Genomic DNA, 23,020 nt, shown 5'->3' on the forward strand with positions numbered 1-23,020 from the left:
AGGTGGGCTGCACTGCGTGCACAGCCGTTATGTAGAAGGAACGTTCCGGCCGCCGGAAAATTTAGGGTCTGAGGGTGGCAGCGGCCATGGCCCGGCCAAAAATCTCCGCCACCCGATCGATTTCCGCAGCGGTAATCACCAGCGGCGGCAGGAAGCGCACCACGCCGCCATGACGGCCGCCCAGCTCAAGAATCAGTCCACGCTTGAGGCATTCACGCTGCACCAGCGGCGCCAGTCGAGCGAAAATCGGTGGATGACCTTGCGCATCCGGCGCGCCGTTCGGGTCAACCAGTTCGACGCCAAGCATCAAGCCACGACCGCGAATGTCGCCCAATTGCGGGAAGTCCCGCTGAAGAATTCGCAGGTGCTCGCTCAAACGCTCGCCCATGGCCGCAGCGTGTTCGCAGACCTTGTGTTCGGTCAGGTAACGCATCACTGCGGAGCCCGCCGCCATGGCCATTTGGTTGCCACGGAAGGTCCCGGCATGCGCGCCCGGCAACCAGGTGTCGAGCCAGTCGCGATACACCACCACCGCCAGCGGCAAGCTGCCACCGATGGCTTTGGACATCACCACCACGTCCGGGATGATCCCGGCGTGCTCGAAGGCGAACATCTTGCCGGTGCGGGCGAAACCGCTCTGGATTTCGTCGACGATCAGCGCCACACCCGCCTTTTCGGTGATGCGTCGCAACCCGCGCAGCCAGTCGAGATCGGCCGGGATCACCCCGCCCTCGCCCTGAACGGCTTCGACTATCACGGCGGCCGGCAATTGCACACCGGCCTCGGGATCGTTCAGCAGGTTTTCCAGGTAGTTGAGGTTGACCCGCACGCCTTGCGCGCCGCCGAGGCCGAACGGGCAACGGTAATCGTAGGGGTACGGCATAAACTGCACGCCACTGCTGAGCAGTGCGCCCAACGGTTTTTTCGGCCCCAGGCTGCCCATCAGGCTCAACGCGCCCTGGCTCATGCCGTGATAACCACCCTGGAACGACAGCACGGTGCTGCGCCCGGTGGCGGTGCGCACCAGTTTCAGCGCGGCTTCCACGGCATCGGTGCCGGTCGGGCCGCAGAACTGGATTTTCGCTTCCGCAGCCAGGGCTGGCGGCAACAGACCGAACAGGTCCTGGACGAATTGATCCTTGACCGGGGTGGTCAGGTCGAGGGTGTGCAGCGGCAGTTCATCGGTCAGCACTTGCTGGATCGCTTCGATCACCACCGGATGGTTATGCCCCAGCGCCAACGTCCCGGCGCCGGCCAGGCAGTCAATGAAACTGCGGCCTTCGACGTCTTCGACATAAATGCCCTTGGCGCGTTTGAGTGCCAGGGGAATGCGGCGCGGGTAGCTGCGGGCATTCGACTCCTGCTGGCTCTGGCGCGCCAGCAAGGGCGATTCGTTAAACTGATAAAGCGTTTCGGCCGGCGCCGGAGCGATCCGGGCCGACTGATCTTCCATAAGGCTGGTAGCGACTGACATCTCTCGACCCCTCAATAAGGTTTTCCTGTTCTGGAAACGCATCAGCGCGCCAAGGATTTAGACCCTTGAGCAGCTTTCTATGAAGGTGCAGTCAGGCCCTTGTGCATGGGGATGGCGTGGAGCCCGGCTACGGTGAAGGTTTCAGCACAGGGCTGGTAACCCAGATGCCGGTAAAAGGCTTCGCTGGTCCGGGTGCTGTTGAGTCTTGCCTGAGCCAAACCGTTATCGATCAGCCAGCCTTCAAGGTCGCGCACCAGCGCTTGCCCGGCGCCCCGGCGAAACCATTCCGGTTGCACGTAACAGAACGCAAGCTTGCCGCTGATCGCAGCCATCGCGACGCCGACCGGTTTGTCCTGCAGCAGGGCAATGTTCAGGTACAGCCGTTGGTCGGTCAGCCACTGTTGAATGTGTTCGGCAGTTTTGTTGTGGGTCCAGGTGGCGACAATTTGCGGGTCATTGCGGTGATCGAGCACGCAGCCGACGCGGATGGAACGTTCGACGATCCGGCTGATGATACCGGCGTCGGCAGGGTTGGCCTTGCAGATGTGTATGAGTGTTTCCATGGCGCTGTGACCTCAATCCATTGAGAAAAAGCTGCCGGGGACGATAGCGTTGGTGGTCGTCTGGATGCCAATGCAGAGACGTTACATTTGATGTGCAACACAGATTCTTGTAGGAGTTGGTCAGACCGGTTGCAGCGGCATCGTCAGCTCAACCCGCAAGCCATCCGCCCGACTGTCGAAATGCAGGGTGCAGCCACATCGCTGAACAATTGCCTGAACGATGGCCAATCCCAGACCGCAGCCGGTGCTCTGGCCGTTACGCCAGAAGCGTTGGGTCAGGTGTTGCAGATCATCTTCGGCAATGCCCGGCCCATGGTCGCGCACGATGAACTGCACGCGGTTGCCGGTGGTCTCCAGACTCAGCTCCACCGGACCGTCGTTCGGGGTATGGCGCAGGGCGTTGTCCAGCAGGTTGCGCAGCGCGGCAATCGACAGCACAGCAGGCATTTGCACCGGTGCGTGAGAGATCTTCGACGGCAACTTGAATTTGATCCGCTGACGATCACCGCTGGCCGCATCCTGAATCGCCAGTTTCGCCACTTGCTCGGCGCTGTATTGCACACCGTCGTCGAACGACAGGCTGCCCTCGACCCGCGCCAGCAACAACAATTGCTCAAGGGTGCGATGCAGACGGTCGGCGCCCTCCTCGGCGCGGGCCAGGGATTGATCCCGTGCCGCTCCCTCGGTCATGCGCGCCACTTGCAGGTGAGTCTTGATCGCCGTCAGCGGGCTGCGCAGTTCGTGGGCCGCGTCGCCGGTCAATCGACGTTCGCGCTCGATGGTCTTGCCGATGCGCTGGAACAGCTGATTCTGGGTGTCCAGCAACGGCTGCAGTTCACTGGGCAGCGGCTGGATCTGCAAGGGTTCCAGCGAGTCGGCGCTGCGGCGCATCAAGGCATCGCGCATGCGGTTCAGCGGCGCCAGGCCTTGGCCGATCCCCAGCCACAGCAGACACAGGCAACCGAGCAATGCCACGCCCACTGGCACCGATGCCGCCAGCAGAATCGACATGTTCAGCGCTTCGCGCTCGATCTGCCGATCCGCCGTGGTAATGCGCAGATCGCCCCGGGCCAGGGTGAAACTGCGCCACGGCGCACCGTCGATCATCTGATCGTGGAAGCCCATTTTCTCCGCTTCCAGGGTTTGCTGCGGATCGGTGTGACTGCGGGCCAGGATTTCGCCGCGCAGCGAGCTGACTTGACACGCCATGCCGCCCGGAATGTTCAGTTGTTCTGCACTGAAATGGGTGCCTTCGCCCTTGGTCGGCAACGCCGGCAATTGCTCCATCAGGCCGGCAACCATGCGCGCCGACGCCACCAGCCGCTGGTCGAGGGAAAACATCATCTGGTTGCGCAGGTCGCTGAGCATCCAGGCCGCTGCCAGTGCCCAGATCAGCGCAAATGCGGCACCCAAGGTCAGGCTCAGGCGCAAACGCAGGCTCATCACTTTTTCAATTCCTCTGCACCATCTGCCGGCCCCAGGCGATAGCCCAGGCCGCGCACCGTCTCGACAATGCCATTACCGAGTTTGCGCCGCAGGTGATGGATATGCACGTTGAGGGCGTTGCTTTCCAGTTCGTCGTTGAACCCGTAGACGCTGTCTTTCAACTGCTCGGTGGAGAGCACCCGACCACGGTTATGCAACAAAGCTTGTAAAAGCGACTGTTCGCGACGGGAAAGGTCCACTGGCTGACCGGCCAGCATGGTTTCGCGGCTGCTCGGATCATAGGTCAGGGCACCGTGCTCAATCAGGTTGACGCTGCGCCCCGCGACCCGCCGCAACAAGGTGTGCAGACGTGCGGCGAGTTCGCGCAGGTCGAACGGCTTGAGCAGGTAATCGTCGGCGCCCGCTTGCAGGCCGTCGACCCGGTCGGTGACCGAATCCCGGGCGGTGAGGATCAGCACCGGGATTTCCAGACCGTTGTGGCGAAGCTGCTGCAACAGCTTCAGCCCGTCTTCGTCGGGCAGACCGAGGTCGAGCACCATGACGTCGAACTCGGCGACCTTGAGCATGGCGCGGGCAGCCGAAGCCGTGGCCACGTGCTCGACCGTCAGGCCTTGAGCGGTGAGACCGGCGACAATGCCGCTGGCGATCAGCTCGTCGTCTTCGCAAACCAGTACGTGCATGGTCAACCCTGTTGAAAAAACCTGATTAGGCCGGTGGCCGATTAAGCGGACATTATGCCGCAAGCGCCACGTCCACAAGGTTATCGCGGTTAATCATCGGTTAATCGCCGCCTCCCATTGTGCACCTCACTTGCACAGGGATAAGGCTTACCCATGCGTCGTCTGTTTTTGTTTTTTGTTCTCTTGATCTCGGGTGTGGCCCAGGCAGGGACGAATCCATTCGAAACCAAACCTGAATTCCTGCCGGTGGAAAAGGCGTTTGTCTTCACCTCCGAGCGCCTCGAATCAGGTGAAACACAGCTCTATTGGCAGATCACCGACGGTTACTACCTTTATCAGAAACGCCTGAAGTTCGATGGGTTGCCCGCCGAGCTGCATCCTGTGTTACCCGAAGGCGAGTCTCACAGTGATGAATTCTTCGGCGAACAACCGGTTTATCGCCAAGGCCTGGAACTGAAGATTCCGGCGGGCGCGACCGGCCAGATCAAGGTCGGTTTCCAGGGTTGTGCCGATGCCGGATTGTGTTATCCGCCGCAAACCCAGGTCGTGGACCTGGGCGGCAGCGCTGTTACTTCGGCGGCCAATGAAGCGCCGGATCAAGCCCTGGCCAGCGGCCTGCAACAACGGGCGCTGGGCTGGAGCCTGCTGGTGTTCTTCGGTCTGGGCCTGCTGCTGGCCTTTACCCCTTGCACATTGCCGATGCTGCCGATTCTCGCCGGTTTGATCGTCGGCAGTGGCGCCAAGCCCAAACGCGGATTCGCCTTGGCTAGCAGCTATGTCGTGAGCATGGCGCTGGTGTATGCGGCGCTGGGCGTTCTGGCGGCGCTGCTCGGCGCGAATTTGCAGGCATTGCTGCAAAACCCTTGGTTGCTGGGCAGCTTCGCCGCGGTGTTTGTGCTGCTGGCGTTGCCGATGTTCGGTTTCTTCGAGCTGCAACTGCCGGTGGCGGTGCGGGATCGGCTGGAAAACGTCTCGCGCAATCAGCGCGGTGGCAGCCTGATCGGCGCCGGTGTGCTGGGCGCGCTGTCCGGTCTGTTGGTCGGTCCGTGCATGACCGCCCCGCTGGCGGGCGCGCTGCTCTACATCGCGCAAAGCGGCAATGCGCTGCACGGCGGGTTGATTCTGTTCGCCATGGGCATCGGCATCGGGGTGCCGCTGCTGTTGCTGGTGACCGTGGGCAACCGCTTCCTGCCCAAACCCGGGGCCTGGATGAACCTGCTCAAAGGCGTGTTCGGCTTCCTGTTCCTCGCCACCGCGTTGCTGATGCTGCGGCCGGTGCTGGATGAATCGTTGTGGGTCGGTCTGTGCGGTGCGTTATTGCTGATTGCCGCCTACAGCGCCTGGAAACAGTCGGAAGGTTTCGGGCGTGTCGCGCATCTGTTCGGTGCCAGCTCATTGCTGCTCGGCGTGTGGGGCAGCCTGTTGATGATCGGTGCGGCGGGCGGCAGTGATGACCTGTTGAAACCGCTGCAGGTTTATAGCACCGCCCATGCGAGCAATCTTGCCCGCCCGGTTGGCCACGATGCCTTCACCACGATCAAGGACCCGGCCGCACTGCAACGGGAACTTGACGCGGCAAAAGCTCAGGGGCAATGGGTGCTGCTGGACTACTACGCCGACTGGTGCGTGTCGTGCAAGGTCATGGAAAAACAGGTGTTCGGCCAACCCCGTGTTCTCGACGCCTTGAGCGACGTACGCTTGCTTAGGCTCGACGTCACCGCCGACAATTCCGCCAGCCGTGAACTGCTCGGCCGTTACAAAGTGCCGGGGCCACCGAGTTTTCTATGGATCGGTGCCGACGGCGAAGAACGTCGCAGCCAGCGCATCACCGGCGAGGTTGATGCCGACACCTTCCTGCAACGCTGGACCACCACCCGAGACGCCCGTTAATGCTGACTTTTACCCTCGGCACCTTTGCCATCGCGCTCAACCATCTGCTGCTGATCAGTGCTCTGGCGCTGGCGACGTTTGTCGGCTGGCGGGCGGCCAAACGGGGTGGCGAGAATCCCGAGTCGGTGCTGTTCAGCCTTTTCCTGCTGGGTATGCTGGCGGCCCGAATCAGTTTCGTTGCGCTCTACTGGAAGCATTATCGTGACGATCCGTGGCAAGTCATCGACCTGCGCGACGGTGGCTTCCTCGCCTGGCCGGGCGTGATCGCGCTGCTGCTGGCCGCGGTGTATCGAGGCTGGCGTCGCCCGGGTTTGCGTCGTCCGCTGGGCTATGGCGTAGCCAGTGGTTTGGCCTTCTGGCTGCTCGCAACGTTCTCCCTGAGCATTTACGAACAAGGCACGCGCCTGCCGGACATCGCCCTGCGCAATGCCGCCGGTGAAACGGTGCAATTGGCGGATTACAAGGGCGGACCGCTGGTGATCAATCTCTGGGCCACCTGGTGCCCGCCATGCCGCCGGGAAATGCCGGTGCTGGAAAACGCCCAGCAACATCGCCCGGACCTGACCTTCCTGTTCGTCAATCAGGCGGAAAGCATGCAAAGCGTCAGCACCTTTCTGGAAACCCAGGGCCTGAGCCTGTCCAACGTGCTGTTCGACGGCGGCGGCCGATTGGGTCAGGCGGTCGGTTCGATGGCATTGCCGACTACGCTGTTCTATAGCCCTGACGGTCGCCTGCTGGGCAGTCATCTGGGTGAGCTGTCGGACGCCAGCCTGGCCCGCGCCCTGGAAAACTTTGACACACCCAATCCGGCCCCATCTTCCACTTCTTCAAGGAAACTGCCATGCCCCGCCTCCGCCATCTGCTGACGCTGACCCTGGGCGCCGCCCTGCTGCACCTGCCGTCGGTGCAGGCTGCCGAAGAACTGCCCGAGGCGATCAAGAAGATCGAAGCCAAGGGCGCGAAAATCGTCGGTCAGTTCGATGCCCCCGATGGCTTGCGCGGTTACGCGGCGCAGTACCAGAACCGCGGCATGGCGCTGTACCTGACGCCGGATGGCAAGCATGTGCTGCTGGGCAATTTGTACGACGCCGAGGGCAATGACCTGAGCAGTGCGCCGTTGCAGAAACTGGTTTACGCGCCGATGGCCAAGGAAATCTGGGGCAAGATGGAAGCCAGCAACTGGATCGGTGATGGCAACAAGGACGCACCGCGTGTGGTGTACCTGTTTAGCGATCCCAACTGCCCTTACTGCAACCTGTTCTGGGAACAGGCGCGGCCGTGGGTGAAGGCCGGCAAGGTGCAGTTGCGGCACATCATGGTCGGCATCATTCGTGAGGACAGTCCGGGCAAATCCGCGGCATTGCTGGCCGCGAAGGATCCGCAAAAAGCCCTGCAAGACCACGAAGGGGCTGGCAAGGCCAGTACGCTCAAAGCTCTGAAAGAAGTACCGCCAGCGATTCAGGCAAAACTGGCGGCGAACATGCAGTTGATGGAAGACCTGGAACTGCAGGCCACGCCAGCGATTTTCTACATGGACGACAAGGGTGAGTTGCAACAGCAACAAGGCGCGCCTTCGCCGGACAAGTTGGTGAAGATTCTCGGGGCAAAATAGTTTGGCCGTATGTATGTGCTGGGTTCACGGACGCTTCCGCTGGCTTGCGAGCGAAAGCGTCAGTGAGACCGACTAATCAGCCGCGAGCCGTTCGAAAATTCCAGAGACAAGCTACAAAATAAACTCCAGCGTTACAGAAAACATCATTTCAATAGTTATCAAGGACAAACCGAATACTTTTTATTTTTCCATTTGAGCTATATTCACCGACCGATTTAAATTTATATACAGCGCCTTTAACTTTTAAATTTAAATTTCCTTCAGAAAAATCTCGCACAACTCCAGAGCTTGTTGTTACTAAAAAAGGCTCAGACAACTTCACCTCCTCCAGCACCGCCTCCGAATTTTCTTGTTGCCGCAATAGAAAATATTGATAAACAAAAGGAACAGTGGCACCACCTGGATCGTAAAGCACTTCATACACAGCAACTCCATCTTCCAATGGTGTAACTGAAATCACTCGCACCGGCACTGGCATGCTTGGACCTGATATAAGGCTAAACACCACCCCAACACAAACTAGCAGCAGCGCTCCAAAAAACCATTTAAAAACCTTTGGATTTAGCATATTCGATTCCTGCCCTTACCCACACCTGGTCTACTGGATCATCCCCATAAGGCGTATCCGCCCACCACTCTCCGTACTCCTTCTTTGATGTTCCTGCTAGAGATTGTGCGGCTCCAGCAGCCTTCAGCAGTACTTCCTCTGAAAACCCTGCAGCAGTACCGACAACTCCATAATTAAAGTTTCCAAACTCTTGATATTGACCACCAAGCTGCTTGTAGTCCCAATCACCTTTATTCCGAACTTTTTTATAGAACCAGCTAAAGAGAAAACCACTACCACCATTACTAAAAAAATCTCTCTTTGATTTAGCCTCTTCCAAATTACTGTCCAGCGAAACATCAGGAGGAAACACGGGGATTTGCTTTCGGCTTGCACGCTCTTCCGCGTCCCTCAATGCCAAATCGGCGTTTCGCTTTAATTCAGCCTCAGCAGCCTGCGCCTCTTCCAACGCTTTGATCAGTCTAGCCGTATGACCGGTCAGCAGGCTGATCTCCTCTCTGATAAATTTGGCGGTATACGCAGCGCTAATGGATGCCGTCCAGTCGACCAACAACTTTGCCGGATCTCGACCGGCATTGTATAGACGCATCCAGTCATCAACTGTTTTATTACTAGGATCACTGCCAAAAAAAGCCATTGCAAGTTTTTCTTGCTCATGAGCTTCAGTAGATTTCGCCGCAATGAGTGAGTCGCGAACTGCTAGTTCATGGCTCAAAGCTGCTATTGGATCATTGGGGGCTGCAGGCGCTAGAGCCCTGACGACAGCAAGATCAGTTTCAACACGCTGGGGGAGAGTCTGTAACATCCCTCTATAGGCAGATTTTATTTGAATCTCTCTGCTTTCCCACTCATCCATATAAGCAAAGCTGTTATCGTTGGCATGGTGATCATCACCATAGTGCCCAGCACCACCAGGGTTAAAACTGCTATAACCAGATTTCCCACTTCCCGAAACTGAAGGGGTACGAGGAATACCTCTAGTTACAATTATATTTTTCTCTGCCATATCGATCTCCTTTTCAATTTAGCATAACGACAAAACAACGCCTCAGTTAACCTTGTAACTCACATACAAAATCCGTGTCTACAGCCAAACCAATACAGCATATTTAACCGCCAAACTGAAACAAATTTTTATGACACATCCACTGTGTATTAATAGCGTTGGCTGTGGAATGCATACCTACTTCCATCACCCACATGAACACTCCAACAATTAACTTTCGACGCCTATTGGAGATCTATAAATTTACGACTTTTATTCCGACCACCATCAACAGCCATTTGCAGGACACCACTAAAAACCCAAACATTGCATAGTGCACAACTCTCCGCACTCGCCAACACTTAATTTTTTGTCTTGAGTATCAATTCGCCCGTCGTTAATTAATGAGAGATTATTTAATAGAGATGTAATCAGGGAACATGAACCAAGGAGCAGGCTTGCCGGCAAAGACTTGCAAATGATCGGGACGACAGTTCTGGCGCCATCGCTGGCAAGCCAGCTCCTACAGATCCCGGTTGGTCACAACAATTGCGATCAACAAAAACTGTAGGAGCTGGCTTGTCGGATCGCCGCACCGCAGCGAAGAGGCCCTCACAGACACTAGAGAATTACAGGCCCTCCAACTCCGCCATCAAGTCATTCAACCGATCCACCTTGTCCTCGGTGATATCACTCGCCGCCAACCCGTCGATGTACTCCGCCAATTCCTCCACCGTGCTGCACTCGAACATTGCCCGCAGCGGCACATTCCGTTGCAGCGATTTCTGCACCCGCGAGGCAATCTGCGTCGCCAGCAGCGAATGCCCGCCCAGTTCGAAGAAGTTGTCGCGAACCCCCACCTTCTCGACCTTCAACACCTCGGCCCAGATATCCGCCAACGTCAGCTCAAGCTCATTGCGCGGCGCCTGATAATCCTGACTCTGCAACTGACCGATTTCCAGCGCTGGCAGGGCCTTGCGGTCCAGTTTGCCGTTGGCATTCAGCGGCATGCGCTCTAGCCACAACCAATGCAAAGGCACCATGTATTCCGGTAGTTCGGCCCGCAGGCGTTGCTTGATGCGTTCCAGTCGTTCGCCCGGATTCAACGCCGACTCCGCTGCAACCAGATAACCAACCAAGTGTTTGCCGTTCACGCCTTCCTGCACCCCGACCGCCGCTTCGCGCACTTCAGGTTGCTCATGCAGACGCGCTTCGATTTCACCCAGTTCGATGCGGTAACCGCGAATCTTCACTTGATGGTCAATCCGCCCGACGTACTCCAGCACGCCGTCACTGCGACGGCGCGCCAGGTCACCCGTGCGGTACAAACGATCACCCGGTTCGCCAAACGGGTTCGACACAAACACCTGCGCCGTGCGTAGCGGATCGCTGACATAACCGCGCCCGACACCGGTGCCGGCCACACACAACTCGCCGACCGCACCCAACGGCACCAGGTCCAGCGCGGCATCAAGCAGGTACAAACGGTTGTTGTCGGTCGGCGTACCGATCGGCAAATAGCTGCCGCGGGTCGAGGCCATGTCGACGCGGAAGAACGCCACGTCATCCGAACATTCCGCCGGCCCGTAAGCATTCACCAGGCCGATGTCCGGGTAGCGCAACAGCCATTGATGCGCGAGTTCCGGCGGCATCGCTTCGCCGGTCGGCAGCATCCAGCGCAGGCCGTCGAGGCTCATGCGTTCCTGGGCGAGCATGCCCTGAATCAGCGACGGTACGCTTTCCAGCACGGTGATGCCCTGGGCCGACACATGCGCCAGCAAACCCTGCGGATCGTGGGCGATGGTGTTCGGCACGATGTCCACCCGCGCGCCAAACAACGGTGCGGCGAGGAACTGCCAGACCGAAATGTCGAAGCTTTGCGAAGCGGTCTGGGCGATCACATCGGCGTCGCTGAGGTCCAGGTACGGGACCTTGCTCAACTGGTTATTGAGCATCCCGCGCTGTTCGACCATCACGCCTTTGGGCAGACCGGTCGAACCCGAGGTGTAGATGACGTAGGCGAGGTTGTCCGGACCGCTGTAGATGCCGGGATTCGCCACCGACACATCGCTCGCCTGCACCTCTTCCCACACCAGCAACCGTGGCCGATTGGCGCAACCGAATTCCTCCAGCAGTGCGACAGCCTGTTCACGACAGGCCTGCGTGCACACCAGCAACGGCGTGCGGCTCAGGTCGATGATCCGGCTCAGGCGCTGACTCGGCAACCCCGGATCCAGCGGCAGAAAACCCGCGCCAGCCTTGAAGCTGCCGATGATCATCCCGAGCAGATCGAGGTTACGTTCGGCCAGCAACGCCACCGGCTGATCCAGCCCGACACCGGCCGCGATCAACGCATGGCCGAGACGGTTGCTGCGCTGGTTCAGCTCGACGTAACGGTGTTGCTGATCGAGGCAACTGGCGGCGATCCGTTGCGGATGCAGCGCCACCTGCGCTTCAAACACCGCCACGTAGCTCTGCTCCAGCGGGTACTGGTGTTCGCTCTGGTTGCAGCCGTGGATCAGGAAATCCCGTTCCTCGGCCCCCAGCAGCGGCAAGTCCGCCATGTCGCCATGGAAGCCTTCGACCAATGCCAGCAACAAGCGCTTGAACTCGCCGAGCATGCGTTCAACGGTCGACTCATCGAAATAGCGTTGGTCGTAAGACAGGTGCAAGCCCAGGTCATCGCCCGGATAGCACACTGCCGTCAGCGGGAAATTGGTGTGGGTCCGGCCCGAATCCGAGGTCGCGTTGAAGCTCTGCGCACGGTCCAGCACCGAGACTTCCACCGGGGCGTTTTCGAACACGAACAGGCTGTCGAACAACGGTTGGCCTTTGGGCAATTCGCTGTTTTCCTGGAGGCTCACCAGCGGCAGGTATTCGTACTCGCGCAGTTGCATGTTGCTGTCGAGCAAGTCGCTCAGCCACTGGCGAACGCTGCAACGCTGGTCGTCTGCCGGCATTTTCACCCGTAGCGCGATGCTGTTGATAAACAGCCCGACGGTGCGCTGCATCTCCGGCATTTCCACTGGTCGTCCGGCCACAGTGACGCCGAACAGCACGTCGCGATCACCGCTCAAACGCCGCAGCACCAGGGCCCACGCCGCTTGGGCGAAGGTGTTGATGGTCAGTTGATGGGCTTGCGCCAGTTCACGCAGTTGCGCACCGTCGCGGGCATCGAGCCGGGTGTAGCGGTCGCCGACGATCATGCCGCCGCTGTCGCCGGCATGTTCACGCAGGAACGGTCGGTCGCTCGGAATCGGCGTGGTCCGTTCGAAGCCTTGCAGGTTGGTTTTCCACCACTGCCGCGCCTCGTCCAGGCTCTGGCGTTGCAGCCAGCCGATGTAGTCGCGGTAGCGCGGCGGCACAGCCAACTGAGCTTCGCGACCTTCACCCAACGCGGTGTAGATTTCGAAGAAATCGTTCATCAGCAACGAACGGCACCAGGCATCGATGAGGATGTGGTGGTTGCTCATCATGAACCAGTAACGCGCTTCGCCAACCTTGATCAAACGCAGGTGGAACGGGGCCTGGTTGAGCAGATCGAACCCGGCTTCGCGTTCGCTTTTCAGCAACGCTTGCAGTTTAGGTTCCTGCTCGGCGTCAGCAATCGCCGTCCAGTCCAGATACTCGATCGGCGTGCTGCCCGGCTTGTGGATCACTTGCAGCATGTCCTCGCCGACGTTCCAGCAGAACGATGCACGCAAGGCTTCATGACGGGCGATCACCGCTTGCCAGGCTTCGGCGAAACGCTGCGGATCGAGCGCGCTGTTGATACGGTAGCGGTCCTGCATGTAATAGAGGCCGGTGCCCGGTTCGAGCAAGGTGTGCAGGAGCATGCCTTCCTGCATCGGGGTCAGTGGGTAGACGTCTTCGATGGCGGCGGCCGGGATCGGCAGTGCATCCAGTTGCGGCTGGGTCAGTTTCGCCAGCGGAAAGTCCGACGGGGTCAGGCCGCCCGCCTCGTCACGCAGGCAATGCTCGATCAGGCTCTGCAATTCGCCGAGGTAGGCGTCCGCCAGTTCGCAGATGGTTTGCGCGTCGTAGCGTTCGGCGCTGAAGGTCCAGCGCAGCACCAGCTCACCACCATAGACCTGACTGTCGACACTCAGCTCGTTGGGCAGCAGCGCGTTCGGACCGTGGGCAGCGCCGAGCGCTTCATCGAGCGGACGGAACAACGCATCCGCGCCGAAGCTCTGGTCGAACTGACCGAGGTAGTTGAAGGTGATCGGCGCCACCGGCAATGCGGTCATGGCCTCACGGCACAGATCGTCGGCGAGGTAACGCAACACCCCATAACCCAGCCCTTTGTGCGGCACGCCGCGCAGTTGTTCCTTGATCGCCTTGATCGAGGCGCCCTGGCCGGCGGCTTCTTCGATGTTCAGCGGCGTCAGGCGCAACGGATAAGCGCTGGTGAACCAGCCGACGGTGCGGGTCAGGTCGATCTCGTCGAACAGCGCCTCGCGACCGTGGCCTTCGAGTTGGATCAGTGCCGACTCATCACCGCTCCAGCGGCACAGCACGCGGGCCAACGCCGTCAGCAACAGGTCGTTGACCTGCGTGCGATAGGCGCTCGGTGCCTGTTGCAGCAGTTGCCGGGTGTACTCGGCGTCGAGGCGCACGCTGACGGTTTCAGCATGGCGATTCTGCCGACCGCCCTCAGGCCGCTCACACGGTAGCCCGGCGCTCGGCCCGGCCAGTTGCGACTGCCACCAGTTCAGCTCTTCGCGCAGGGATTCGCTGCCGGCATACGCCTGCAAGCGGGCCGCCCAGTCCTTGAAGGCGCTGGTTTTCGCCGGCAGTTTCACCGACTGCCCCGCCGCCAGTTGGCGGTACACCGTTTGCAAATCGTCTAGCAACACACGCCAGGAAACGCCATCCACCACCAAGTGATGGATCGCGAAGAACAGCCGTTGCTGGCCCTCGGGACCATCGACCAGCAGCACCCGCATCAACGGCCCCTGTTCGAGGTCGAGGCTGCGTTGGGCATCGGCAAACAGGGCTGGGCATTTTTCCATCGCCGCCACACGCACTTGCCACAACACCGGGGCATCGGAAACCTTCTGGTGTGTGGCCGACCATTGACTCGCAGTCTGGGTGAAACGCAAGCGCAAGGCGTCGTGCTGTTCGATCACCGCCAGCAGCGCTTGCTCCAGACGATGAGGTTCCAGTGCAACGGTCGGTTCCAGCAACAACGCCTGATTCCAGTGCTGGCGCTCGGGCATGTCAGTGTCGAAGAACCAGTGCTGGATCGGCGTCAGACGAGATTCACCGGTGAGCAAGCCCTGCTCGGCCGTGACCTGCTCTGTACGGCTGGCCACCGCCGCGAGGGTCTGCACGGTCTGGTGCTGGAACAGGTCACGCGGGCTGAAGTGAATGCCCTGCTGCCGCGCACGGCTGACCACCTGGATCGACAGGATCGAGTCGCCGCCCAGTTCGAAGAAGTTGTCATTGAGGCCGACCTGCGCGACGTTCAGCACATCGCACCAGATCTGCGCCAGCGTCAGTTCCAGCTCGTTGCTCGGCGCCACGTAGTGCTGACGGTTCAGCTCTGGGTCCGGCGCCGGCAGTGCGCGGCGGTCAAGTTTGCCGTTGGCGGTCAGCGGCATGCTTGCCAGCAGGATCAGGTGCGTCGGCACCATGTAGTCCGGCAGTTGCGATTTCAGGTGAGCCTTGAGGGCTTCGCGCAATTCGGCTTGTTGTGCTTCGTCCTGCTCGGCCACTTCGGTGACCAGATAGCCAACCAGCTGTTTGCCGCTCGGGGCATCGAGCGCCAGCACCACCGCTTCACGCACAGATTCATGGTCCAGAAGACGGGTCTCGATCTCGCCCAGCTCAATGCGGAAACCGCGAATTTTCACCTGATGGTCGATGCGCCCGAGGTATTCCACCAGCCCGTCGGCGCGCTGCCGCACCAGGTCGCCGGTGCGATAAATCCGCCCGCCACCGACCACGAACGGGTTGGCCACGAAACGCTCCGCCGTGATGCCCGGACGCTCGTGATAACCCTGGGCCAGACCGGCACCACCGACGTACAACTCGCCGGTCGCACCTTGTGGTACCAACGCCAGATCGGCGTCGAGAATGTACGCCACACGCGCACCGATCACGCTGCCGATCGGCACGCTGCCCAAGCCCTCTTCAAGCTGCTCGGGCGCGAGACTGGCCAACGGCATGACCACGGTTTCGGTCGGGCCGTAGGCGTTGAAGAACAGGCTCGGTTTGAACGCGGCGCGAATTCGCTGCAGATGTTCGCCAGTCAAGGCTTCGCCGCCGGTGATGCACATGCGCACCGGCAGGGTTTCGCCCTGCGTCGCCAGCCACTGCGCCAATTGGCTGCCGTAGCTCGGGGTGAAACCGAGGATGTTGATGTGATGGCGACGGATCAACCCGCAGATTTCTTCCGCGTCCCACTGGCCCTGAGCACGCAGGACCACTTGCGCACCGCTCAGCAATGGCACCAGCAGACGTTCGGTCGCGGCGTCGAAATTGATCGAATAGAAGTGCAGCTCACAGTCGTCCGGGCGCATGCCGAAACGCTCGATCACGGCACGGCAGTGCATGGCGATTTCACCGTGAGACACCACCACACCTTTCGGCTTGCCCGTGGAGCCGGAGGTGTAAATCAGGTACGCCTGATGCTGCGGCAGACTGATAAACGGCAGCTCGGTGGCCGGGTAGTTGGCCAGTTCCGCGGCGTCATCTTCCAGGCACCAACGGGCGACGGTGGATGGCAGATTACCGAGGGCGTTGAACATCGCCGCATCGCTGAGCAGCAAACCGACACCGCTGTCTTCGATCATGTAATGCAGGCGATCGAGCGGGTATTCCGGATCGAGCGGCACGTAGGCGCCCCCGGCCTTGAGGATCGCCAGCAGGCCGATGACCATTTCCAGCGAACGCTCAAGCGCCAGACCGACGCGAACCTGTGGGCCAACACCCCGTTCGCGCAGCATCCAGGCCAGGCGATTGGCGCGGCTGTCGAGTTCGGCGTAACTCAGGGTTTCACCGGCGAACGTCAGCGCGGGCGCATCCTTGCGCACCAGTGCCTGTTCGCTGAACAGGTGATGAATGCACTGATCCAGTCGATGTTCGCCCGGTTCAATGCCGAGGCTGTCGAGCAGGTTTTGCTGCTCCATGGCTTCGAGCAACGGCAGTTCACTGAGGCGCTGTTGCGGATTGGCCAACAGCGCCTCCAGCAGATTGCGCCAGTGCCCGGCCATGCGCGCAATGCGCGGTTCATCGAACAGATCGGTGCTGTAAGTCAGGCAGCAACCCAACCGATGATCGAGGTCGGTGACTTCCAGGTTGAGGTCGAATTTGGTCGCCCGCGCATCGTTCGCCAGGTACTCGACGGTCATGCCGGCGAGCGTGCGGCGTTGCTGGAATTCCCAGCGCTGCACGTTGCACATCACCTGGAACAGCGGGTTGTAAGCGGCGCTGCGCGGTGGCTGCAACGCTTCAACCAAATGGTCGAACGGCAGGTCCTGATGGGACTGGCCTTCGATCACGGTGTGACGCACCTGCTCGAACAACTCGCCGACCGACATCTGCCCGTCGAGCTGGCAACGCAGCACTTGAGTATTGAGGAACGCACCGATCAGTCCTTCGCTTTCCGGGCGAATACGGTTGGCCACCGGTGCGCCGATACGCAGGTCGGTCTGGCCGCTGTAGCGGTAAAGCAGCACGGCCAGCGCGGCGGTCATGGTCATGAACAGGGTCAGGCCGTTTTGCGCGTTGAAGGCGCGGACCCGTGCGGCGAGGTCATCGCTCAAGTCGAAACGGAACAGCTCACCCTGGTGACTTTGCACCGCTGGACGTGGACGGTCGGCGGGCAATTCCAGCAGTGGATGTTCGCGCCCAAGTTGCGCGGTCCAGTAGTCGAGTTGACGCTGACGCTCGCCGGATTCCAGCCACTGACGCTGCCAGACGCTGTAATCGAGGTACTGCACCGGCAGCGGCGCCAGTGGCGATTCGCGGTCATCGACGAATGCTTCGTAAAGCGCACTGAGCTCCCGGGCGAAAATGTCCATCGCCCAGCCTTCGGTGACGATGTGGTGCAGGGTCAGCACCAGGTAATGTTCCTGCTCGGCGGTCTTGACCAGGCAGGCGCGCAGCAGCGGGCCGGTTTCCAGGTCGAAGGGCTGATGCGCTTCGCTGTCGGCCAGTGCCTGAACCTGCTGTTCACGCACGTCTTCGTCCAGCGCGGAGAAATCCTTCCACTCCATACGCATCCCGGTTTCCGCGTGCACCCGCTGTTGCGCCACGCCGTCGATGCTCGGGAACGTGGTGCGCAGGGTTTCGTGACGCATGATCAGCGCTTGCAAAGCCATCTCGAAGCGCCCGACGTCCAGCACCCCGCGCAACCGCGCCATACCACCGACGTTGTAGGCCGGGCTGTCCGGCTCCATCTGCCAGAGGAACCACATGCGCTGCTGGGAATAGGACAGCGGCACCGGATGGCTGCGGTCGACCTTTTCAATCGGTGGTTGTTTGTTGGTGTGGCCGCTGGCCTGAATCCGTTGCACCTGCTCGGCGAACGCGCCCAGTTCACTGTTTTCGAACAACGCGCGCAGCGGCAATTCGACGTCACAGGCCTGACGGGTGCGGGAGATGATTTGCGTGGCCAGCAGCGAATGACCGCCGAGGGCGAAGAAGTCGTCGCGCAGACCGATCTGCTTCAGGCCCAGCACTTCACGCCAGATCGCGGCGATCTGCTGTTCAAGTTCAGTCACCGGCTCAACGTGTTCGCATACCTGCCATTGCGGTTCCGGCAAGGCGCGGCGGTCGAGTTTGCCGCTTGGGCTGAGGGGCATTTCGTCGAGGCGCATCAGTTGCGCCGGGACCATGTATTCCGGCAGCTCGGCCGCCAGCGCGGTGTTCAGGCGTGCGGTTTGAGTGTCTTCGGATTCGCGGGTATCGGTGGCGGTGTAGTAGCCGATCAATTGCCCGCCAGCGGCAGTTTCGCGCACCAGCACCACCGCTTGTGCAACACCTTCCTGCGCCAGCAGACGCGCTTCGATTTCTTCCGGTTCGACGCGGAAGCCACGCAGCTTGACCTGCTGATCGAGACGACCGAGGTATTCGATCACGCCCTCGGCGGTCCAACGTGCGCGGTCGCCGGTACGATAAAGGCGTGCGCCCTGCTCGCCCAGTGGATCGACGACAAAGCGTTCAGCCGTCAGCCCCGGACGCCCCAGATAACCCCGGGCCAGACCGATGCCACTGATGCACAACTCACCGGGCACACCGGCCGGCACAGGGTTGAGATCGCTGTCGAGCACGCGGCAGATCACGTTGCCCAACGGACGGCCAATCGGCGAGCGCTCGCCATCGGCCGCGCTGCACTGCCAATGAGTGACGTTGATCGCGGTTTCGGTCGGGCCATAGCGGTTGTGCAGTTGTACGGCCGGCAGTTGTTCCAAAACGCGGTTGCGCAGTTCCGCCGGCAGGGCTTCGCCGCCAGAAAATACGCGGCGCAGGCTGGCGCATTCGGCGGTGAGCGGTTCGTCGATGAACAACGAAAGCAGTGTCAGCACAAAGTGCAGCGTGGTCACGCCGTATTGCTGAACAAGCTGGGCAATGCGATGCGGATCGCGGTGTTCGCCGGGCGCAGCAATCAGCAAACGTGCGCCTGTGATCAGCGGCCAGAAGCATTCCCACACCGACACGTCGAAACTGATCGGTGCCTTTTGCATCAGCACGTCGGTGTCGTTCAGGCGATAGGTGTTCTGCATCCATTGCAGGCGTTCGGCGAGGGCCGCGTGGGTGTTGCCGACGCCCTTGGGCTGGCCGGTGGAACCGGAGGTGTAAATCACGTAAGCGAGGTTGTCGCCGTGCAGATGCAGGCCCGGCGCCTGGCTCGGCCAGTTCTCCAGGTGCAGCGCATCCATGGCGATCACGCTGACGCCATCGGTGGCCGGCAGCCGGTCGAGCAATTGGCTTTGCGTCAGGAGCAATTCGACGCCGCTGTCGCTGAGCATGTACGCCAGGCGTTCGGCCGGGTAATCCGGGTCCAGCGGCACGTAAGCACCGCCGGCCTTGATGATCGCCAACAGACCGATCAACAGTTGCGGCGAACGCTCGGCAGCGATGGCCACGCACACGTCCGGGCCGACACCTTTGTCGCGCAAGTAATGCGCGAGGCGGTTGGCCTGGGCGTGGAGTTCGGCGAAGTCGAGGCTGCCGCCGTCCCACATCAACGCCGTACGTTCCGGGGTCCGGCGGGCCTGTTCGCCGAGCAGTTCCGGCAGCCATTGGCTGGCCGATGTGCACGGTGCGGCGCTCCAGTTTTCCTGCTGATCGTGCTCGCTGGGCGCCAACAATTGCAGGTCGCCGACGGCCGTCTTCGGTTGCTCGCAGATGGCGCGCAGCAGGTTGCTGAAATGCTCGGCCAACCGCTCGATGGTGCTGACGTCAAACAGTTCGCTGGCGTAGTCGAACGACAGACTCAGCCGACCGTTACGGTCTTCCTCGCTGTGCAGTTGCAGATCGAACTTGGCTTCGCGGCTGTGCCACGGCAATTCTTCGGCGAGCAGCCCGGGCAAGCGACGCAGTGCGCTCAAATCCCGTTGCTGATGGTTGAACATGACCTGGAACAAGCCTTGTTCGCGAGCCTGGGGGAACGCTTCCAGCAGTTGCTCGAACGGCAAGTCCTGATGCGTTTGTGCGCCCAATGCGTTTTCGCGGGTTCGCGCCAACAGTTCAACGAACGGCAACCGCGAATCCACTTCGGCGCGCAGCACCTGGGTGTTGATGAAGAAGCCGATCAGGCCCTGGGTTTCCAGGCGCGGACGGTTGGCGTTTGGCACGCCGATGCGAATGTCGGTTTGGCCGCTGTAGCGATGCAGCAGGCTCTGGAACGCCGCGAGCAACAGCATGAATGAGGTGGAATCGTGGGCCTGGGCAGTCTGTCGAATGGCATCGCTGAGGGTCGCGCCCAGCCGGACGGTATGGCGTGCGGCGCTGTGCAGGTGATGCGCCGAACGCGGATGATCGGTGGCCAGGCTCAGGGTCGGATGCTCATCGCCCAACTGCGCTTTCCAGTAGGCCAGTTGCCGTTCGCCCTCGCCTTGCGCCAGCCATTGACGCTGCCAACTGCCGTAGTCGGCGTACTGGGTCGGCAATGGCGTGAGGGTTGCCGTTTGCCCTTGGGACGCAGCGGCATACAGGCGCGAGAATTCGTCGATCAGCACGTTCAGCGACCAGCCGTCGGCAATGATGTGGTGCAGCGACACCAGCAACTGGTGATCTTCATCATCGAGGCGCACCAGCGTCAGCCACAGCAACGGACCTTTTTCCAGATCGAACTGGGTACGCGCTTCGTCCTCGCGGATTTTTTGCGCACGGGCTTCACGCTCGGCGACGGGCAAATCGCTGATGTCGATCCGTTGCAGGTTGAATTCGCCAGCGGCATCGACCTGTTGCAGCGCCACGCCGTCACGTTCGAAGAAACGTGTGCGCAGGGATTCGTGGCGTTCGATCAGTTGCTGGAAACTGGCGCGCAAGGCGTCTTCGTCCAGCTCACCGCGCAAACGCAAGGCGCCGGGAATGTTGTAGGCGCTGCTGTGCGGGTCGAGCTGCCAAGTGATCCACAGACGGTTTTGCGCGAGGGATTGCGGCAGCGCTTCGCTGCGCGACAACGTGCCGATCGCGCCTTGGGCCAAGCCGCCGTCCTGTTGTTGCGCGACCACGGCGGTAAAGGCGCCGAGCGTTGGCGCTTCGAACAACAGGCGCAGGTTCAGCTCCAGACCGAGTTCTTCGCGCAAACGCGCAACCACCTGAGTGGCGGCGATGGAGTTGCCGCCGAGCAGGAAGAAGTGGTCATCGGCGTTGACCTGCTTGACCTGCAACTGCTCGGACCAGATCTGGCCGATCAGGGTTTGCAACTCGGAAGCCGACTCGGTTGTTGCCTCGTTTTCAGGGGTCGCCGACGGGAACAGCGCGTAGCTGTCGAGACTGCCCTCCGCCAGGCGACTACGGCATGCCGAGCGTTGCAGTTTGCCGCTGGAAGTCTTGGGCAATGCCCCCGGATTGAGCAACACCACCACGCTTGGCGCTTGCTGATACGCCTCGGCGACGGCCTGGCGAATGGCTTTGATCAGCGCTTCGGGCGGGAGGATTTTCTGCACGCTGCGGCTGATTTCCGCGGCGATGCCGATGCCTTCCTGATCGTCGATGTTCACGGCGAACGCGGCGACGCGACCTTTGCGCACCACTTCCACTTCTCGCTCGATGGTCTGCTCGATGTCTTGCGGGTACAGGTTGTGCCCGCGAACGATCAGCATGTCCTTCAGGCGACCGGTGATGAACAGTTCACCGTCGCGCATGAAACCCAGGTCACCGGTGCGCAGCCAGGTTTTTCCATTGTGTTGAACGAAAGTCTTGGCGCTGGCCTCGGGGTTTCGCCAGTAGCCATGGGCGATGCTCGGCCCGCTGGCCCAGACTTCGCCGACCGCGTTGTCGGCCAGCTCGGTAAGCGCCGACGGTTCGACAATCAACACCGCGTGATCCGGCTGGCTGATGCCGCAACTCATGATCGCGCTGCCTTCGCCCGGTTCGGCGCGGTTTTGCGCCAACGCCTGATCGTCCACGCGCTGGTTGCCGATGCCTTTGCCACGGGGTGTGCCGGCGACGAACAACGTGGCCTCGGCCAAGCCGTAGGACGCCATGAAACTGTCTGGGGTGAAACCGCAGGTCGCGAACTTCTCGGCGAAGCGGTCGAGGGTATCAAGGCGAATCGGTTCGGAACCGGAATACGCCACGCGCCAGCCGCTGAGGTCGAGGCGTTCCAGCGCCGACTCGCTGACGCGCTCGCTGCACAGGCGATAGGCAAAATCCGGCCCGCCGCTGATGGTGCCGCCGTACTCGCTGATCGCTTCGAGCCAGCGCAACGGCCGGCCGAGGAAATAGGCCGGCGACATCAACACGCACGGCACGCCGCTGAAAATCGGCTGCAACAAACCGCCGATCAGGCCCATGTCGTGGTACAGCGGCAGCCAGCTGACGATCACGTCGTCAGGGTTCAGGTCGATGCCGAAACCGTGGCGGATCAGCCGCTCGTTGGCGACCAGGTTGCTGTGGGTGACTTGCACGCCTTTTGGCAACGCGGTCGAGCCGGAGGTGTATTGCAGGAAGGCGATGTGATCGCCTTCGAGATTCGGTTCGATCCACTTTGTCGCCAGTGCACCGTCGAGGGTGTCGACGCACAGCAGCGGTGGCGCGCCTTCGATGTGCAGCAACGCGTCGCGCAGGCCGGCGCTGGTCAATAGCAGGCGCGGTTCGGCGTCGCGGATGATCGACAGCAGGCGCTCCTGATGGTGGCGCTTGGCCGATTCCGGCGGATAGGCCGGCACCGCGATCACGCCCGCATACAGGCAACCAAAAAACGCCGCGACGTAATCCGGTCCGCTGGGAAACAGCAGCACCGCGCGATCGCCGAAATCACTTTCGGCCTGCAACGCGCCGGCAATGGTGCGCGCCCGTTGATCCAGTTCGCGATAGCTGAGCACCACCGACTGATCCGGGGGTTCGGCGAGAAAACGCAAGGCCACCCGATCCGGCGTCAGGGCCGCGCGGCGCTGAAGGGCTTGGACCAGTGTGCCAGGTATTTCGAACGCGTCGGTCATGAGGTTTCCTGCCTGAATTCGGCTTGCAAGTGGAATCGGTTTTCTATTGTCACGCCCTTCGAGGGCATGCAGGACGCGGTCTTCGCCGACCACGCGAGGCATTGGGAATGCTGTTTTGGCCGGGGCTTGCGCCCGGAGCCATTCACCAATGAGAACGGATGACGTCTTGAAATAATT

10 protein-coding genes are annotated in these 23,020 nt (G+C 60.9%); 3 read left to right on the forward strand and 7 right to left on the reverse strand.

Annotated elements, in window-relative coordinates:
* Nucleotides 1-61: 61 nt before the first annotated feature.
* The 4 genes from ACI77H_RS13750 to ACI77H_RS13765 all read right to left on the reverse strand — a co-directional run bounded on the left by ACI77H_RS13750 (nucleotide 62) and on the right by ACI77H_RS13765 (nucleotide 4,163).
* Entirely contained in the window at nucleotides 62-1,474 is a 1,413-nt protein-coding gene (locus tag ACI77H_RS13750) for an aspartate aminotransferase family protein (RefSeq protein WP_407012371.1), read from the reverse strand.
* Nucleotides 1,475-1,551: 77 nt separating this feature from the next.
* Entirely contained in the window at nucleotides 1,552-2,037 is a 486-nt protein-coding gene (locus ACI77H_RS13755) for a GNAT family N-acetyltransferase (protein WP_407012372.1), read from the reverse strand.
* 120 nt (nucleotides 2,038-2,157) lie between these two features.
* The gene (locus ACI77H_RS13760; RefSeq protein WP_407012373.1) at nucleotides 2,158-3,483 is read right to left on the reverse strand and encodes an ATP-binding protein; all 1,326 of its coding nucleotides are present in this window, start codon (nucleotides 3,481-3,483) and stop codon (nucleotides 2,158-2,160) included.
* On the reverse strand, nucleotides 3,480-4,163 hold the full coding sequence (locus ACI77H_RS13765; protein ID WP_407012374.1) for a response regulator: 684 nt from the start codon (nucleotides 4,161-4,163) through the stop codon (nucleotides 3,480-3,482). Before ACI77H_RS13765 ends, ACI77H_RS13760 begins: the two co-directional genes overlap by 4 nt.
* 153 nt (nucleotides 4,164-4,316) lie before the next feature.
* Here ACI77H_RS13765 and dsbD point away from each other — a divergent pair, with 153 nt between their 5' ends.
* From dsbD to dsbG, 3 genes are read left to right on the forward strand one after another with little or no spacing between them, the layout of a single operon-like run.
* Nucleotides 4,317-6,053, forward strand: a complete 1,737-nt coding sequence (dsbD, locus tag ACI77H_RS13770; protein WP_407012375.1) for a protein-disulfide reductase DsbD — start codon at nucleotides 4,317-4,319, stop codon at nucleotides 6,051-6,053.
* Entirely contained in the window at nucleotides 6,053-6,919 is an 867-nt protein-coding gene (locus tag ACI77H_RS13775; RefSeq protein ID WP_407012376.1) for a prolipoprotein diacylglyceryl transferase family protein, read from the forward strand. Before dsbD ends, ACI77H_RS13775 begins: the two co-directional genes overlap by 1 nt.
* Nucleotides 6,895-7,665 (forward strand): thiol:disulfide interchange protein DsbG, encoded by a 771-nt coding sequence (dsbG, locus tag ACI77H_RS13780; RefSeq protein ID WP_407012377.1) that lies wholly within the window; start codon nucleotides 6,895-6,897, stop codon nucleotides 7,663-7,665. The genes ACI77H_RS13775 and dsbG overlap by 25 nt, the downstream gene beginning before the upstream one ends.
* Nucleotides 7,666-7,813: 148 nt before the next feature.
* Here dsbG and ACI77H_RS13785 read toward each other — a convergent pair whose 3' ends face one another.
* From ACI77H_RS13785 to ACI77H_RS13795, 3 genes are all read right to left on the reverse strand, one after another.
* Nucleotides 7,814-8,233 (reverse strand): hypothetical protein, encoded by a 420-nt coding sequence (locus ACI77H_RS13785; RefSeq protein WP_407012378.1) that lies wholly within the window; start codon nucleotides 8,231-8,233, stop codon nucleotides 7,814-7,816.
* Nucleotides 8,211-9,239 carry a polymorphic toxin type 44 domain-containing protein gene (locus tag ACI77H_RS13790; RefSeq protein WP_407012379.1) on the reverse strand — a complete coding sequence of 343 codons (1,029 nt, stop codon included), beginning with the start codon at nucleotides 9,237-9,239 and terminating at the stop codon, nucleotides 8,211-8,213. The genes ACI77H_RS13785 and ACI77H_RS13790 overlap by 23 nt, the downstream gene beginning before the upstream one ends.
* Nucleotides 9,240-9,847: 608 nt before the next feature.
* Nucleotides 9,848-22,843, reverse strand: a complete 12,996-nt coding sequence (locus ACI77H_RS13795; protein WP_407012380.1) for a non-ribosomal peptide synthetase — start codon at nucleotides 22,841-22,843, stop codon at nucleotides 9,848-9,850.
* Between the last annotated feature and the right edge of the window lie 177 nt (nucleotides 22,844-23,020).

This window comes from Pseudomonas sp. O230 (assembly GCF_045447035.1).
Taxonomy (GTDB): domain Bacteria; phylum Pseudomonadota; class Gammaproteobacteria; order Pseudomonadales; family Pseudomonadaceae; genus Aquipseudomonas.